The sequence below is a fragment of the Amycolatopsis suaedae genome, assembly GCF_004214935.1.
Taxonomy (GTDB): domain Bacteria; phylum Actinomycetota; class Actinomycetes; order Mycobacteriales; family Pseudonocardiaceae; genus Amycolatopsis; species Amycolatopsis suaedae.
Genome location: NZ_SFCC01000015.1, coordinates 1 through 16,179, shown reverse-complemented (window position 1 = coordinate 16,179; position 16,179 = coordinate 1). Strand labels below are relative to the sequence as shown.

The following is a 16,179-nucleotide window of genomic DNA, read 5'->3' as shown; positions in this document are numbered from 1 at the left end:
CGGGCATTCTTGACCCCACGAGCCCAGCAATCGAGGGGAGATCTCATGCGGAAGATCGCGGCCGCGGGCGCGCTCGCACTCGCCGTCACACTGACCGGGTGCGGTAACATCGGCACGGAGGGCCAGGCACTGTTCGGCGACACCCAGGAACTGGTGCGGGTGGCGTCGGGCAAGACGCAGGAAGTGTCGTCGGCCAAGTACACGTTCGAAATGTCCATGCTCGGCCAGCAGTTCACCGGCAGCGGCCAGGGCCGGTTCGGCCAGGCCGACGTGGCGATGTCGATGACCATGCAGGTCATGGGGCAGACCATGGAGATGCGGGTCGTCGACCGGGTCATGTACATGAAGCTGCCGCCCGGCGCGGGTGCGTCCGACAAGCCCTGGGTGAAGGTCTCCGCCGACGGCACCGACCCGATGTCGAAGTCCATCGGCGAGATGCTGGACATGTCGGCCAAACAGAGCGACCCGCGCAAGATGCTGGAGTACGTGCAGCAGGCCGGCACCATCACGCGCAGCGAGAAGACCCAGCTGGACGGCCAGGAGGTCAGCCACTACTGGATCGACATCGACATGGCCAAGGCCGGCGACCAGCTGCCCCCAGGCATGACGAAGGACATGTTCGAGCAGATGAAGGGCAAGCTCGGCGTCGTGCCGATGGAGCTGTGGCTCAACGGCGACCAGCTGCCGGTGCAGGTGACGATGGACCTGTCGAGCGTGATGAAGGCCGCACTCGAGCAGCAGGGCATGTCGCCCGACCAGGCCGGTGGCGGCGGCAAGATGACGATGAAGTTCTCGGAGTGGGGCGCTCCGGTGACCGTCGAGGCGCCGCCCGCCGCCGAGGTGGGGGAATTCAAGATGCCGCGCTGATCCCGGTGGATAATTTCGAACAACCGAACAGCAGCCAACAACGTGGGTTCCGCGTAAAGCCCGTTGACGGTGGTGGCATGCTTACGACGAAGAAACACCGCTGGGGGACGCCGGTGTCGTTTGCCCCCCTGCCTATTGACTAATGCAATAGGCGTGAATGAACCCGAAGGAAACAGATGAGAAAGACTGCTGCCGCGGTCGCCGGCCTGGCTCTTGCCCTGGTGCTCGGTGCGTGCGGTGACAAGCCGGCCGACAACGGCGCGGCTCCGGCGCCCGGTGACTCCGGTGGCCTGAACGCCCTGTTCGGCGACGCGCAGGAGCTGGTGCGCGCGGCGTCGTTCAAGGCCGACACGGCGAAGACCGCGAAGTTCACCATGGAGATGACTGCCGAGGGGCAGAACGTCACCGCCAAGGGCGAGGGCCGCTTCGACGGTCCGAACACCGCCATGTCGATGACCATGTCGATGCCGGGCGCTCCCGACGCCATGGAGATGCGCACCATCGGCACGGACGTCTATATGAAGATGCCCGAAGGGCAGGGTGCCGCTCTCGGCACCGACAAGCCGTGGATCAAGCTGAGCCTCGGCGGCGACGACCCGATCTCCAAGACCTTCGGCGCCATCATGACGAAGTCGACGGAGCAGAGTGACCCGCGCCGTTCGCTGGAGATGATCCAGAAGGCCGGCAAGATCACCAAGAGCGAGCAGACCCAGCTCGACGGCCAGCCCGCCGACCACTACTGGGTCGACCTCGACCTGGTCAAGATGGTCGACATGATGCTCGAGGGCATGCCCGCCGAGGTCGCCGGGAAGGCCAAGGAGAGCATGCAGGGCAAGTCCGTGGTCATCCCGATGGAGCTGTGGCTGAACGCGGAGAAGCTGCCGGTCCAGGTCACGATGGACATGGGTGCGGTCTCCCAGGCGATCGCCGAGAGCGGTGGGGCTCCCGCCAGCGCCCCCGGTAACGCCGCCGAGGGCAAGGTGACCATGAAGTACACCGACTGGGGCGCCCCGGTCACCGTCGAGGCACCGCCCGCCGACCAGGTCGGCGAGATCAAGATCCCCAAGTAACACGCTGAAAGCGGAGCAAGGGAGCTTTACTACCGTCTTTGGGTAGTAAAGCTCCCTTGCTCTCGTTTTCGGGATTTTCGAAGCCGTCAGAGGCGAACGCGGAAGGGGCGGGCGTCCAGGGTGCCGGTGGCCTCCGCGGGGCCGCCGTGCCGGAACGCCTCCCAGGTGAGCGTCAGGGCCCGAGAGTGGCCGTCGGGACCTACCGCGGTCAGATCGGCGCGGGCCGTCCCGCCGGGGTCGATCGTCACCGAACCCGACACGGCGACGTCCTCCACGTACCGGACCTGGTCCAGGTCGGCCCGGCCGGGTGCGGGCAGGGTGAGCCTGCCGCCGCGCAGTCCCGGCTCGCCGGTGAGCCTGCCGGTCATGGCCCCGTTCGGATTACGGCGGGCCGCCGCGTCGGCCGCGGTCGCCACCGTCGCCGCCACCAGCCGGCGGTCCGCACCCCGGACCCCGGCGACGTCGCCTCGCACCTGCGTCGCTCTGCGGGCGAAGCCGCCGGACGCCCGGTAGTTGGCCGCGCTGCACCTCTCCACCGGACGCTGCGGGTCGGTGAGGAAACCACGCACCACCTCCTGCGCACACGCCCAGTACGGCCCCGTCATGCCCGCGGCGGGCCCCAGAGCCGGATTGTGGCCGCCGAACGGAACCACCACGGCCCGCCCACGCGGGAAACGCCGGGCCATCGCCTCCGCGTCGGCACCGGTGGTGGCGACGTCCAGTTCCCCGCCGACGGCCAGCATCGGCACCGCCGGATACACGGCACCCGCCGGAAGCGGCGGGCTCGGCCGAGACGTCGGCCAATCCACGCACCACTGATGCTGGTCCCCGCCCGTCGCCGCCTGCACCTCGTCGGCGGTGAAGGGCCGGAACGGCCGCTGCGTGGCGTAGGCCTCCGCCAGCTGACGCCGTTTCCGCTCCGGCGCGGCCGCCCGGTCGTACGGGTAGGCGGCGTCGGCACACAGGTAGGCCAGGTAGCCGGCCGCCGACGGATCAGGGCCCCCTCCCCCTCCCCCACCGCCGCCACCGTGTTCGCGGCCGCCGACCTGGACGAAGGTGCGCACCAGCCGCCGCAGGGGCAGCGGGTCGCCCGCCAGGTAGGCGACCGCGGCCGCGTTCACCTCGGCGCCCACGGCAGGCTCGACCGTCGCCTGCGGCACCCGCAGCAGGGCAGCCAAGGGCACCGCCCGGTCCGGCACGGACCGCAGCCGCTCCACCAGCTCACCCCAGACCCGCGGCGGCGTCCCCGGCAGCGCACGGCAGTCACGGGAGGGCCGGCAGACGGCGTCCAGGTTCTCCATACCCGGCCACACCGGCCTGCCCAGCGGCCACCGCACGTAGCCGTCGTCACCGAACCGCACCACGCTGTCCAGCAGCACCGACCTCACCCTGCTGGGGAACCGCACCGCGTAGGCGTGCCCCCAGACCGTCCCGTAGGACGTCCCGTACACACTGACCCGCTCGACACCCAGTGCCGCGCGAACCGCGTCGAAATCGGCCACCGCCTGGTCGGTGCCGAAGTAGCCCACCCGCTGCCCCAGCGTCCGCCCGCATTCGGCGATCGTGCCCTGCACGGCCAGGTCGAGACCGGGACAGAGCAGCGGACTCGACTGCCCCAGCCCTCGCGGATCGATCATCAGCAGGTCCTGCCGGTCCAGCACCGGACCCAATGCCCGTTGGTACACCTCGGCCATCGGCAACGCCGGGGCCGGCCCGCCCGACACCGCCAGCACCGTGCCCTCGGCCGGCTTCGACCGGTCGCGGCGCGGGAACCAGGCGAACGCCACCGAGATCGTTCCCCTGCCCGGATCGGCGTGATCCAGCGGCACGTCGACCCGTCCTTCACAACGCTGCGTCGCCTCGGCGCACTCGTGCGACCCCGGCGGTGACGACACCCCGGCCACCACGGTGGCCGCCACCGCCGCGATCGCGGCAACCACCGCGGTCACGGACAGGACTTTTCGCATGGGGACGACGTTAGAGACCCGGTGCGCGGTCGTCTGCCTACGGCAGTACTCAGGTGGGTGTCAACCGTGGTACCTCAGACGAGGTCGTGCTCGTACGCGTAGACCACGATCTGCGTGCGCTCACTCAACCCGAGCTTCGTCAGGATCCGGCTCACATAGGTTTTCACCGTCTGCTCGGCCAGCACCAGCTCCGCCGCGATCTCCCGGTTGGCCTTGCCCGCGGCCACCTGCCGGACGACGTCCAGCTCCCGCTCGGTCAGGTCGGCCGACGGCACCCTCCGCACGGGCGGCCTGCGCCGCCGGAACTCCGCGATCAGCCTCCGGGTCACCGCGGGAGCCAGCAGGGCATCACCCGACGCCACCACGCGAACGGCCGCCACCAGCGCGTCCGCCGACGCGTCCTTCAGCAGAAAGCCGCTCGCCCCCGCCTCCAGCGCCTCGAACACGTACTCGTCCAGGTCGAACGTCGTCAGCACCAGCACCGCGGGGTGCTCGGCCTCAGCGGCGATCCGGGCGGTCGCCGCCAGCCCGTCCATCCCCGGCATCCGCACGTCCATCACCACCACATCCGGCCGCAGCTCCGCCGCCAACCGCACGGCCGCCGCACCGTCGGCGGCCTGGCCGACCACCTCGATGTCCGGAGCCGACCTCAGCAGAACGGCCAGCCCCTCCCTGGCGAGCGGCTGGTCGTCGGCGAGCAAGACGGTGATCACGAACGCCCATCCTGGCCGAGCGGCAGCTCCGCACGCACCTCGAAGCCACCATGACGCAACCGGCCCGCCCGCAGCGTCCCGCCGAGCAGGCGCACCCGCTCCCGCATCCCGGCCAGCCCCAGACCGGCACCACCACCGATCGCCGGACCATCGCCACCCGTGTCGGTGACCCGGACGGTCAGCGACCCGCCCGTGCGCCGCACCTCGACGTCCACAGTGGACCCCGGCGCGTGCCGCACCGCGTTGCTCAACGCCTCCTGGACCATCCGGTACGCCGCGACCGACACCGGCGCCTCGACCGGCTCGTCCGTCGCCGACAGCCGGACGTCCACACCGGCCCGTCCGGTCCGTTCCACCAGCGCGGGCAGGCTTTCGAGACCGGGCGGCGGTCCGGCCTCAGCGTCGTTGAGAAGCCCAAGCACCCTGCGCATCTCGGTGAGCGCCTCAGCGGCCGTGGAACGGATGGCCGCGAACCGCGGCTCCCCGCCGGCCAGCCGCCCTGCCTCCGCCTGGATGGCGATCACCGACACGTGGTGCGCCACAACGTCGTGCATCTCCCTGGCGATCCGGGCCCGTTCGCGCAGTACCGCGTGCCGCTCCGTCTCCTCGGCCAGCGCGAGTTGCGCAGCCCTGCGCACCCGGACACTGTCGCCCCACGCCAGCACCGCCACCACCAGGAACGCCAACACACCGAGACTGGACAGCGACAGCCCGGCCAGCCACCAGGCCGGGACCGGCACCGCGAGCACCGTGAGCGCGCCGACCGTCACCGTCAACGCCCGCTCGTACCGCGCGGCGACCGCGAACAGCACCGTCCCGAACGCCACCATGCCCAGCACCGGCCACGGCCAGCCGACGTCGTTGTAACCGGGCCCGATCAGCCCGCCGAACACGAACGTCGAGCACAGCAACGCCGACGCCATCACCTGCCAGGCCCGCAGCGGCGCACGCTCGATCAGCACCACCGGTACGCCGACGACCGCGGCCACCGCGAGCGCACCCGGCCAGGGCAGGCCGAACACACTCAACTGCCGGGTGTCGAACCCCACCAGCAGGGCCAGCCCGACCACGACCAGGGCGATCCGCAACACCGCTCCACCGTGGCACAGGCCGGCCCCGCCCGCGGGGTCAGCCCATGTGCGGGTAACCGATCGCGGTGGGCGCGTCGAACGTCTCCTTGATCGACCGCGGGCTCGTCCAGCGCAGCAGGTTGAACATCGAACCCGCCTTGTCGTTGGTGCCCGACGCGCGGGAACCACCGAACGGCTGCTGGCCGACGATCGAACCGGTCGGCCGGTCGTTGACGTAGAAGTTGCCCGCGGCGAACCGCAGCGCCCGGTGCGCCTGCTGCACGGCCGCACGGTCGTCGGCGAACACCGCACCGGTCAGGCCGTAGGACGCGGTCGAGTCGACGACCTCCAGGATCCGCTCGTACTCCGCGTCCTCGTAGACGTGCACGGCCAGGATCGGGCCGAAGTACTCGGTGGCGAACACGGCGTGCGCCGGGTCGTCGGACAGCAGGACGGTCGGCTCGACGAAGTAGCCGATCTGGTCGTCACAGTTGCCGCCCACCAACAGCTCCAGCGACGAGTCACCGTCCACACTGGACAGCAGCTCCTTGTGCTTGGCGAACGCCCGCGCGTCGATGACCGCACCGCCGAACACCGAAAGGTCGGTCACGTCGCCGTACTTGACCGAACGGACCGCGTCCGCCAGTTCCTCGCGGACACCGCCCTCCCACAGCGAACGCGGGATGTAGGCACGCGAGGCGGCCGAGCACTTCTGGCCCTGGTACTCGAACGCACCACGCACCAGCGCGGGCACCAGCTTGTCGGCACGGGCACTGGAGTGGGCGACGACGAAGTCCTTGCCGCCGGTCTCGCCGACGATGCGCGGGTAGCTGCCGTAGACGTCCAGGTTCTCCGCGATCGTGCGCCAGAGCAGCTTGAACGTCGCGGTGGAACCGGTGAAGTGCAGCCCGGCGAACCCGGGGTCGGACAGCGCGACCTCGCTCACCGCGAGCCCGTTGCCGGTCACCATGTTGATCACGCCTGGAGGCAGTCCTGCCTCCTCGAACGCCTGCATCGTGTAGTGCGCGGCCAGCTGCTGGGTCGGCGTCGGCTTCCACACCACCGTGTTACCCATCAGCGCGGGCGAGCTGGGCAGGTTACCGGCGATCGCGGTGAAGTTGAACGGCGTGATCGCCACCACGAAACCGTCCAGCGGGCGGTACTCCATCCGGTTCCACACGCCGGGCACCGACAGCGGCTGCTCGGCGAGGATCCGGCGGGCGAAGTGGACGTTGAACCGCAGGAAGTCGATCAGCTCACAGGCCGCGTCGATCTCGGCCTGCTGCACCGACTTCGACTGGCCGAGGATCGTGGCCGCGTTCAGCGTGTCCCGGTACGGGCCCGCGATGAGGTCGGCTGCCCGCAGGAACACGGCGGCCCGCTCGTCGAACGGCATCTCGCGCCACTCCCGTGCGGCGTCCTTCGCCGCGGTGACGGCGTCGGCGACGTCCTCCCGGGTGGCGTTGGCCGACACACCCAGCACGTGTGCGTGGTCGTGCGGCTGCACCACGTCGAACGCGTCACCGCCGGCCAGCCTGCGACGGCCGCCGATGGTCTGCGGCAGTTCGTGCTTCTCCGACTCCAGCTCGGCCACGCGCCGCTGCAGCGACTCCCGTTCCGCGCTGCCCGGTGCGTAGGTGTGGACCGGCTCGTTGACCGGTGCCGGGACGGATGTCACCGCGTCCATGTCTTGCTCCGCCTCCTGGGGGTTGTATTGCCGATGGACCGCCTTGTGGGCGGACGCCTCTAGAGTAGTTCGAGCAGGAACGGCAGCTCCTGCGGCGCGTACCACGCCAGTTCGTGGTCCTCCGCGTCACCGAGCGTGAACTCCGCGTCAGGGTCACCGAGATCCGCGGCGTCGATCACGGCGGCGGCCGCCGTGACGGCCGCCTCGGCCTCGGGAGAGTCGACGTGCACGGCGGCGATCTGGTCGAGCGCGACCGGCCCGTCCAGCCGCACCACGGCGGCGTCCAGGTCCGGTCGCGGAGCCGCGGCGTCGACGTCGGCGGAGATCACCACCCGCCGCGGCGGGTCGGCGGCGTCGGCCGTCTCGCTGTCCGCCGCGATCAGCCGCAGCGACGCCCGCGCGGCGTCCAGCAGCGCGGCGTACTCCAGTTCCTCGGTCGAGCCACTGGTGTACGCCTCCCGCAGCATCGGGGTGAGCGCGAATCCGGTGCCGCTGACCGGGCTGAACTTTCCCTCCGCGACCAGCCTGCGCAGCATGCCGATCGTCGCGGGCAGGTAGACCCTCACCACTGCGCTCCCTTGAGCTCTTCCAGCGAATCCTCGATCATCCGGCCGAGCACGTCGACGTCGTAGGCGGCCTTGCGGTCGCCGTTCAGTCCGAAGTAGACGCCCCCGTGATAGGAGGTGACGCCGATCGCCAGCGCCTGGTTGCGGACCAGGGGCATCACCGGGAACATCTCGGCCATCCTCGCCCGACCAGCGTAGAGCGGTACCTGGGGCCCTGGCGAGTTGGTGACCACCAGGTTGAAGAACCGCCCGGAGAACGACCCCGCGGCCCGGGCGCCCAGCGAGTGCAGCGTCGCCGGCGCGAACCCGCCGACCCGCAGCAGCGCACGGGCGGCCACCGAGCGGCCGGAGTCGAGATGAGCGGCCATCTCGTGGCTGATGTGCTGTAGCCGCAGCACCGGGTTGGGCTCACCGACCGGCAGATCCACCAGGTAGGCGGCAACTTCGTTGCCGACCAGCGACGCCGAGGAGAACTCGGCCGACTCCGCGTCCCGCACGGCCAGCGGGACCAGCGCGCGGACGGTCGACTCCGGCCCCGGGCCCGCGCCCCTGGACAGCAGCCACTCCCGCAGCGCACCGGTGATGGCCGCCAGCACCACGTCGTTCACCGTGCCGCCGTGCTCGGCCCGCACCTTGCGGAAGTCCTCCAGGCGGGTCCGGACCACCGAGAAGACCCGGCCACCCGACACCGGCACGTTCAGCGGGCCGGACGGCCTGGCCACCACCCGCAGCGCCGACGCCACCCCGCCGAGAGCGTCGGCGAACTTGCCCATCGTCGCCGACGCGTCCCGCGCCACCGACCGCACGTTCTCCACGACCTCGCCGGGCCGCTGGACCGCCTCACTGACCGCGTCCAGGACCAGCTGGGTCCTGCCCGGCTGCCGTCGGGCCGTCCAGGTGTCCTCGACCTGCTCCGGGTCCTGCGGGGCGGTGTCCAGGATGAGCTGCCCCAGCTCGATCGTGCCGACCCCGTCGACGACGGCCTGGTGCGTCTTCGTGATCAACGCCACCCGGTCGTCGCGCAGGCCCTCCACGAAGTAGGCCTCCCACAGCGGCCGCTCGGCGTCGAGTGGCCGCGACAGCAGCCGCGCGACCAGGTCGAACAGCTGCTCGTCGTGCCCGGGAGCGGGCAGCGCGGAGCGGCGGACGTGGTAGTTGAGGTCGAAGTCGACGTCGTCCACCCACACCGGCCGTGCCAGGTTTCCCGGCACCCGCAGCACCCGCTGGCGGTAGCGCGGCAGGTAGGCGAGCCGCTGCGCGACCAGCGCGAGGAACTCCTCGTAGTCGAAGCCCTCCCTCGGCCGCTCGAACACGGCGACGCCACCGACGTGCATCGGCGTCGCCGGATCCTCCATGTAGAGGAAGGAGGCGTCCAGGGCGGACAGGCGGTCGGGCATGTCCGTGATCCTGACAGAGCCGGATGAACATGTCAGGCGGGGCATGTGTGTAATGCGGGAATGGTTTCCCCGAAGGACCGGTTCCTGACCGTCTACGGACGCAAGCCGGTGCTGGAGGCGCTGGCCGACCCCGACCTCGAGGTCGACAAGGTCATCCTCGCCGACACCGCCCGCGGGCCGGCCGCCACGGAGATCCTGCGGGCCGCCAGGGCGAGCGGCGTGGCCGTACAGCGGGCCAGCGCACACCGGGTCAAAGTGCTGGCCGGCAACGGCAAGCAGGACCAGGGCGTGCTGGCCGACGTCGTCGCCCCGCGGATGCGGCCGCTCGCCGACGTACTGGCCGGGCGCAGGCCGCCGGAGCGGGTGCTGGTGCTCGACGGCATCACCACCCCCGCCAACGTCGGCATGATCCTGCGGACGGCCACCGCGGCCGGGCTGGGCGGCATCGTCGTACCGAGGCGGGGTGTCGCCGCGCTCGACCCGCTGGTGGTGAAGGCGTCGGCGGGAGTGGCGTTCCGGGCGCCCGTGCTGCGGTGCGCGACGGCGGCCGAGGCCGCCGAGCGGCTGACCGAGTCCGGCTACGCGATGTTCGCACTCGGCGCGTCCGGCCAGTCGCTGTTCGAGGCCGAGCTGCCGCGGCGGGCGGCGTTCGTGCTCGGTGGGGAGACCGCGGGCGTCAGCGAGGAGGTGGCCGAGCTGGCGACCGGCTGGCTGTCCATCCCCATGCCCGGCGACGTCGAGTCGCTCAACGTCGCCGCGGCCGCCGCCGTGCTCTGCTTCGACCTGGTCCGGCGATTTTCCCCCGGAGAGTGACACCCGAACGGGTAAACCTCGTCCCGATCCGGCGTGTCAGGCGCAGTACCGGGTGGGCGAGCGGTCGGCCGGACCGCTCCACGCACACCCGGGGGAACCCGACATGTCCGAGATCCACTTCGAACCGCTGCCCGTGACCGAGCCCGACGGTTCGCGTCACCCGGCGCCCCATAGGGGCCGCCAGCTGGCCCTCGACCTGCGGCTGGACACCGAGCCGGCCGGACCGCGCTGGCCCGCGCCGGTCGGCGCGGCCACCCTGCGGCACCTGCGCGGGCTGGTCACCACGGTGCTGGAGGTCCACAGCGGCAGGAGGCCGCCCGGCCAGGCCCGCGTGATCACCGACACCCGGCTGCACCGCAGGCTCGCCACGCTCCCGGACGGCAGGCACCTGGGCTACCGGCTGTCGACGCTGCACGCGCAGTACGTCGGGGACGGCGTCGTCGAGGCGTCCGGGACCGTCCGCACGGGCCACCTGACGCTGGCGCTCACCGCCCGCCTGCACGCGGCGACCGACGGCTGGACGTGCGTGCGTTTCGAGGTCATCGACAACGTGCCGGCCCAGGAACAGTCCCGGACCGGCACGGCGTCGTGAGAGGGCTCAGCGGCCCCGCTTGGCCTTCTTCGCCTGCTCGCGGGCAGCCGCCCGGCGCTCCCGCCGGGAACCGGCCGCGCCACCGCCGCCGGAACCCTGGGGGCTCTTGCCACGGGACTGGACGCCACCGTCCTCGGCCGGACCGGAGTAGGTCAGCCCCTGTTGCGGGCCACCGCCGTCGAGGCCCTTGCCCCGCAGGGCAGCCGGTGCGGCGGGCGCCGGCGGCTCGTTGGAGACCGTCGACTGCGGCTCGGCGGTCTGCGCGGGCTGGGCGGCCCGGCGGCGGCCGCCGTTACCGCTCGCCGGCGGGGTGACGCCGTTGCCGACCGGCAGCTCGGTGGCCTGCTCCGGAGCGGGTGCGGGCGGTTCGGCAGCCTCGATCTGCAGGTTGAACAGGAAGCCGACAGCCTCCTCCTTCAGTGACTCCAGCATGGCCGTGAACATGTCGTAGCCCTCGCGCTGGTACTCGATCAGCGGATCGCGCTGCGCCAGCGCCCGCATCCCGATGCCCTCCTTGAGATAGTCCATCTCGTAGAGGTGCTCACGCCACTTGCGGTCGAGGACCTGCATCATGACCTGCCGCTCGAGCTGCCGCATCGCGCCCTCGCCGACCAGGCCGTCGATCTCGGCCTCCCGCCGGGCGTAGGCGGCCCTGGCGTCCTCGAGCAGCACGTCACGCAGCCGCTCGGCCTCCAGGTCCTCCTCGTCCTCGGCGAGCTCGTCCCAGCTGATGCTCACCGGGTACAGCGTCTTCAGCGCGTTCCACAGCTTCTCGTGGTCCCAGTCCTCGGCGTAGCCCGCGGACGTCTCGGCGTCGACGTAGGCCGTGACGACGTCGGTGAGCATGTTCTCGACCTGGTCGCTGAGGTCCTCGCCCTCCAGGATGCGGCGGCGCTCGGCGTAGACGACCTTGCGCTGCTCGTTCATCACCTCGTCGTACTTGAGGACGTTCTTGCGCTGCTCCATGTTGATCTGCTCGACCTGGGTCTGCGCGCTCTTGATCGCCTTGGAGACCATCTTGGCCTCGATCGGTGTGTCGTCGGGCAGGCGCATGGTCACCATGACCCGCTCGACCAGTGCGGCGTTGAAGCGGCGCATCAGGTCGTCGCCCAGCGAAAGGTAGAAGCGCGACTCGCCGGGGTCACCCTGACGACCGGAACGACCACGCAGCTGGTTGTCGATCCGGCGCGACTCGTGCCGCTCGGTACCCAGGACGTACAGACCGCCTGCCTCGATGACGGCCTCGGCCTCCTCCTTGGCCTCCGCCTTCACCTTCTCCAGGACGGCGGGCCACTCCCGCTCGTACTCCTCGGGGTTCTCCACCGGGTCGAGGCCGCGGTCGCGCAGCTCCTCGTCGGCGATGATGTCCGGGTTGCCACCGAGCACGATGTCGGTACCGCGGCCGGCCATGTTGGTGGCGACCGTGACCGCGCCCTTGCGGCCGGCCCGCGCGACCACCAGGGCTTCCTTGTCGTGCTGCTTCGCGTTCAGCACCTGGTGCGGCACGTTCAGCTTGAGCAGCAGCTTCGACAGGTACTCGGACTTCTCCACGCTGGTCGTACCGACCAGGACCGGCTGCCCCTTCTCGTGGCGCTCGGCGATGTCCTCGGCGACGGCCTCGAACTTCGCCTCCTCGGTCTTGTAGATCAGGTCGCCCTGGTCCACGCGGACCATCGGCCGGTTCGTCGGGATCGGCACCACACCCAGCTTGTAGGTCTGGTGGAACTCGGCGGCCTCGGTCTCCGCGGTACCGGTGGTGCCGGCGAGCTTGTTGTAGAGCCGGAAGTAGTTCTGCAGCGTGATCGTGGCCAGCGTCTGGTTCTCGGCCTTGATCTCGACGCCTTCCTTGGCCTCGATCGCCTGGTGCAGGCCCTCGTTGTAGCGGCGGCCGGCCAGGATGCGGCCGGTGAACTCGTCGACGATCAGGACCTCGCCGTTGCGGACGATGTAGTCCTTGTCGCGCTTGAACAACTCCTTCACCTTGATGGCGTTGTTCAGGTAGCCGACCAGCGGCGTGTTGGCGGCCTCGTACAGGTTGTCGATGCCGAGCTGGTCCTCGACGAACCGCACGCCCTTCTCGGTGACCGCGACCGTCCGCTTCCGGACGTCCACCTCGTAGTGGTACTTCGCGTTGATCAGGTTCGCCTTCTCCTGGCGTTCCCGCGGCGTCATCGTGGTGGTGTCCATGCCCGACATCAGCGGGGCCAGGCGCGCGAACTCCATGTACCAGCGCGACGACTGGTCGGCCGGACCGGAGATGATCAGCGGCGTACGGGCCTCGTCGATCAGGATCGAGTCGACCTCGTCGACGATGGCGAAGTTGTGGCCGCGCTGGACGCAGTCGTCCAGGCTCCAGGCCATGTTGTCGCGCAGGTAGTCGAAGCCGAACTCGTTGTTCGTGCCGTAGGTGATGTCGGCGCCGTAGGACTCGCGGCGGGCGTCCGGCGTCATCTCGGACAGGATCACGCCGACCTCGAGGCCGAGGAAGCGGTGGATACGGCCCATCCACTCGGCGTCACGCCGGGCGAGGTAGTCGTTGGTGGTGACGATGTGGACGCCCTCGCCGGAGATGCCGTTGAGGTAGGCCGGCAGCACACAGCTCAGCGTCTTGCCCTCACCGGTCTTCATCTCGGCGACCCAGCCGAGGTGCAGCGCGGCCCCGCCCATGAGCTGGACGTCGAAGGGCCGCTGGCCGATCACCCGCCAGGCGGCCTCCCTGGCCACCGCGAACGCCTCGGGAAGCAGGTCGTCGAGGTCCTCCCCGTCGCCGTAGCGCTTGCGGAACTCGGCCGTCTTGGCCTGCAGCTCGGCGTCCGTGAGGCCCTTCACATCGTCTTCGAGGGTGTTGATGTGGTCGGCGATGTTGCGCAGCCGCTTGAGCATCTTGCCCTCACCCGCGCGAAGCAGGCGGTTCAGAACCATCCGGTCGACCTCACTAGCTGATCGTGATCGAACCCGGGCTCACCCCGGGCAGCCTCGAGCGAGCCCGTGGTAACGGGTCGCTCGCCCCCATCGTAGGGAACCAGTCCAGTGGTGCGCACTGCGCTCGCGTTGCGGCCCCGGCTGACCCGCACCGGTCGGGCCGTCGGCGTCTGGACTGACGAGCCCAAAGCTCGCGCAGCGAGCGACGGCGAGGAGGGAAGACGCCGACTGAAGGGCCCGACCGCGCCCGCCGCGAAGCAAGGGCAGAAGATACGGTGGCCCGCGCTCGACATGAGCGCGGGCCACCGAGGGAATTGGACGTGAGCGATTAAGCGGCTATTCGGTCAGCCGGATCACTCCGTAGTCGAAGCCCTTCCTGCGATACACGACGCTCGGGCAGCCGGCGTCGGAGTCGTTGTAGAGGTAGAAGTCGTGTCCGACCAGTTCCATCTCGTAGAGGGCCTGGTCGATCGTCATGGGCTTGGCCGAATGCTGCTTCTCCCTGGCGATTCGCCCGGGCTGGCGTTCGACCACGCCGTCGTCCCAACGCTGCGCGGGGACGTCGATGCTCTCCGGATCGGCCGAGCCGTTGGTGACCGGCTCGAACTCGGTGGCCTCCGGTGCTTCCATCACGGCCGTCGCCACCGAGCCGAAGCCCGGGGTGCCCGCGACCGTGCCGCTCGCCGTCGCCTCGGCGACGGATTCGGAGCGGCGCCGCCCGTAGTGGACCCGCCTGCGGTCGTGCGACCGGCGCAGACGATTCTCCAGCTTGTTGACGGCGGAATCGAGCGCCGCGTAGAAGTCACCGGCACATGCCTCCGCGCGAACGGCGGGGCCCTTGCCCACTCCGGTGATCTCAACCTTCTGACAGGTCTTCATCTGCCTGCGGTTGGGTTCGTGGAACAGCTCCACGTCGAACCGGATGACCTTCCTGTCATAGCGCTCAAGCCGGGCCAGCTTGTCCCTCACGTGCGCCCGGTAATGCTCGGGCACCTCGACATTGCGGCCCTTCACAACGATGTCCATACACGACCTCCCTCGCTGTTCGAACTGCGAGCTGGTGAACTGCGGCACCGGTGAAAACGGGTTCGGCCGGACTCCCGGGATGACCGGGAACGACCCGACGAGAAACGCATTCGGATTCCGGGACACGACGTCTCGTGGCGGTCACCGAGAACGAATCAGCGCGCCTCCGGTGCCAGGGACATGGGCTTCTCACCTCCCTGCTGACCGGGATTGCTGATAGCGGAGCACGTTAGCCCGCCTTGGTTCGGAACAACAGCCCCCGAGCCGGGGGATGTCAAGTGGTGAGCCCCCATCACTGCCCGCATCCGGGAAAACGGAACCACCGACAGTTTCTCCCTCGAATGGAGCACATCGGGGCAGCACATTTCACGCGGACGGCGCATCAAGGCCGTCTCGCCTCCCGTACGCGTCACGACGCCGCGTGCTGCCGTCACCGCATCTCCCCGGCGACCCGAAGGAGTAGTACCCACACAGCTGCGCCGCATACCTGGGTAACGTCTCGAATACGACCCAAGGTTCCCGACGAGTATCACTCGTGTGGGTGACAAGCCGTTGAACAGGCGGCGGCGCTCAGGTAGCCGCGGTCAGCGCCACGAACGCTCTCACTCGCACCCCCGCCTCCCTCAGTGCACGTGCACACGCCGCCGCCGTGACCCCGGTCGTCACGACGTCGTCGACCAGCACGACGGCCTCCCCTCGCGGCGGCAGCCGCGCCCGGACCACGCCGACCCGGCCCGCCAGGTTGTCGGCCCGCGCCGCCGCGGTCAGGCCCGCCGCGTCGCGCACCCCGCGGGCCAGCCGCAGCGCCGGTGCGACCGCTGCCCGCCTGCCAACCGCCGTCAGTGCGGCCGCGCACCGGCGGGCCAGCAGCTCCATGTGCGGTCCGCCGCGCAACCTGGACGCCGCCGCGCGCGACGGCGCGGGCACGAGCCACCAGCGGCCCGGCCCCGGGACGATCGCCAGCTCGAGCAGCGCCTCGGCGAGGACTGCCGCCAGCGGGGCGGCCAGGTCGCGCCTGCCGCGCTCCTTGTAGGCCAGGACCAGCTGCCGCGCCGGCCCGGCGTAGGTGCCGAGCGCGTACAGCCGCAGCCGCCCGGTCGGCCCGCGCTCCACCGGTTCGAGCCTGCGCAGCAGGCTGACGCAGTCCGCGCAGCACGGCCTGCTCCACCGGCCGCAGCCGGGACAGGTGGAGGGGAGAACGATGTCGCTCAGGTGTTCGAAGAGTCGCATGCGCCCACCGTGCCCGACCACCCCGACAGCGCGCCACCCCGCCGCGTGCGAACGGCCCGCTCGGCGAGCGGAGGCCCGTGACCTGCCCGTTCGTGCCGCCAGGACGGCGCCGGTGTGGCGCCGATGCCGTGAAGGGGGCCCTCACGGCGTCTCATGCCGTGAGTGCCCCCTTCACGGCATGCTTGCCGCGGACACGTGGGCGGATAGCCCGCTGTCCGGATGAAGGCCGAGTTTCTGTCGTCTCATGTGATGAAGGTGG

General features: G+C 70.5%; 13 protein-coding genes. 4 read left to right on the top strand and 9 right to left on the bottom strand.

The window, feature by feature from the left end; all coding sequences use genetic code 11:
• Positions 1 to 45 precede the first annotated feature (45 nt).
• Both EWH70_RS26760 and EWH70_RS26755 read left to right on the top strand, forming a co-directional pair.
• On the top strand, positions 46 to 867 hold the full coding sequence (locus EWH70_RS26760) for an SCO4651 family lipoprotein (protein ID WP_130478292.1): 822 nt from the start codon (positions 46 to 48) through the stop codon (positions 865 to 867).
• A 176-nt stretch (positions 868 to 1,043) separates the two neighbouring features.
• Positions 1,044 to 1,937, top strand: coding sequence for an SCO4651 family lipoprotein (locus EWH70_RS26755; protein ID WP_130478291.1), 894 nt, complete (start codon positions 1,044 to 1,046; stop codon positions 1,935 to 1,937).
• A gap of 86 nt (positions 1,938 to 2,023) precedes the next feature.
• On the opposite strand, the gene EWH70_RS26750 is transcribed toward EWH70_RS26755, so the two are convergent.
• From EWH70_RS26750 to EWH70_RS26725, 6 genes are all read right to left on the bottom strand, one after another.
• Entirely contained in the window at positions 2,024 to 3,904 is a 1,881-nt protein-coding gene (locus EWH70_RS26750; RefSeq protein WP_130478290.1) for an alpha/beta fold hydrolase, read from the bottom strand.
• A gap of 74 nt (positions 3,905 to 3,978) precedes the next feature.
• Complete coding sequence (locus tag EWH70_RS26745) at positions 3,979 to 4,617, bottom strand: response regulator (RefSeq protein ID WP_130478289.1); 639 nt, start codon at positions 4,615 to 4,617, stop codon at positions 3,979 to 3,981.
• A complete protein-coding gene (locus tag EWH70_RS26740; RefSeq protein ID WP_130478288.1) occupies positions 4,614 to 5,708 on the bottom strand; it encodes a sensor histidine kinase in 1,095 nt (364 codons plus the stop codon). The genes EWH70_RS26745 and EWH70_RS26740 overlap by 4 nt, the downstream gene beginning before the upstream one ends.
• Positions 5,709 to 5,745: 37 nt before the next feature.
• Positions 5,746 to 7,374, bottom strand: a complete 1,629-nt coding sequence (gene pruA, locus EWH70_RS26735) for an L-glutamate gamma-semialdehyde dehydrogenase (protein WP_130478287.1) — start codon at positions 7,372 to 7,374, stop codon at positions 5,746 to 5,748.
• A gap of 59 nt (positions 7,375 to 7,433) precedes the next feature.
• Complete coding sequence (locus EWH70_RS26730) at positions 7,434 to 7,940, bottom strand: DUF6912 family protein (protein WP_130478286.1); 507 nt, start codon at positions 7,938 to 7,940, stop codon at positions 7,434 to 7,436.
• Complete coding sequence (locus EWH70_RS26725; RefSeq protein ID WP_130478285.1) at positions 7,937 to 9,337, bottom strand: WS/DGAT/MGAT family O-acyltransferase; 1,401 nt, start codon at positions 9,335 to 9,337, stop codon at positions 7,937 to 7,939. Before EWH70_RS26725 ends, EWH70_RS26730 begins: the two co-directional genes overlap by 4 nt.
• 60 nt (positions 9,338 to 9,397) lie before the next feature.
• On the opposite strand from EWH70_RS26725, the gene EWH70_RS26720 reads away from it, so the two are divergent.
• Both EWH70_RS26720 and EWH70_RS26715 read left to right on the top strand, forming a co-directional pair.
• Positions 9,398 to 10,150, top strand: a complete 753-nt coding sequence (locus tag EWH70_RS26720; protein ID WP_130478284.1) for a TrmH family RNA methyltransferase — start codon at positions 9,398 to 9,400, stop codon at positions 10,148 to 10,150.
• 103 nt (positions 10,151 to 10,253) lie between these two features.
• The gene (locus tag EWH70_RS26715; RefSeq protein WP_130478283.1) at positions 10,254 to 10,742 is read left to right on the top strand and encodes an Rv3235 family protein; all 489 of its coding nucleotides are present in this window, start codon (positions 10,254 to 10,256) and stop codon (positions 10,740 to 10,742) included.
• A 6-nt stretch (positions 10,743 to 10,748) separates the two neighbouring features.
• Here EWH70_RS26715 and secA read toward each other — a convergent pair whose 3' ends face one another.
• The 3 genes from secA to EWH70_RS26700 form a co-directional block, all read right to left on the bottom strand.
• On the bottom strand, positions 10,749 to 13,664 hold the full coding sequence (gene secA, locus EWH70_RS26710; RefSeq protein WP_130478282.1) for a preprotein translocase subunit SecA: 2,916 nt from the start codon (positions 13,662 to 13,664) through the stop codon (positions 10,749 to 10,751).
• Between the two features lie 336 nt (positions 13,665 to 14,000).
• Entirely contained in the window at positions 14,001 to 14,690 is a 690-nt protein-coding gene (hpf, locus tag EWH70_RS26705) for a ribosome hibernation-promoting factor, HPF/YfiA family (protein ID WP_130478471.1), read from the bottom strand.
• A 570-nt stretch (positions 14,691 to 15,260) separates the two neighbouring features.
• Entirely contained in the window at positions 15,261 to 15,920 is a 660-nt protein-coding gene (locus EWH70_RS26700; protein WP_130478281.1) for a ComF family protein, read from the bottom strand.
• Between the last annotated feature and the right edge of the window lie 259 nt (positions 15,921 to 16,179).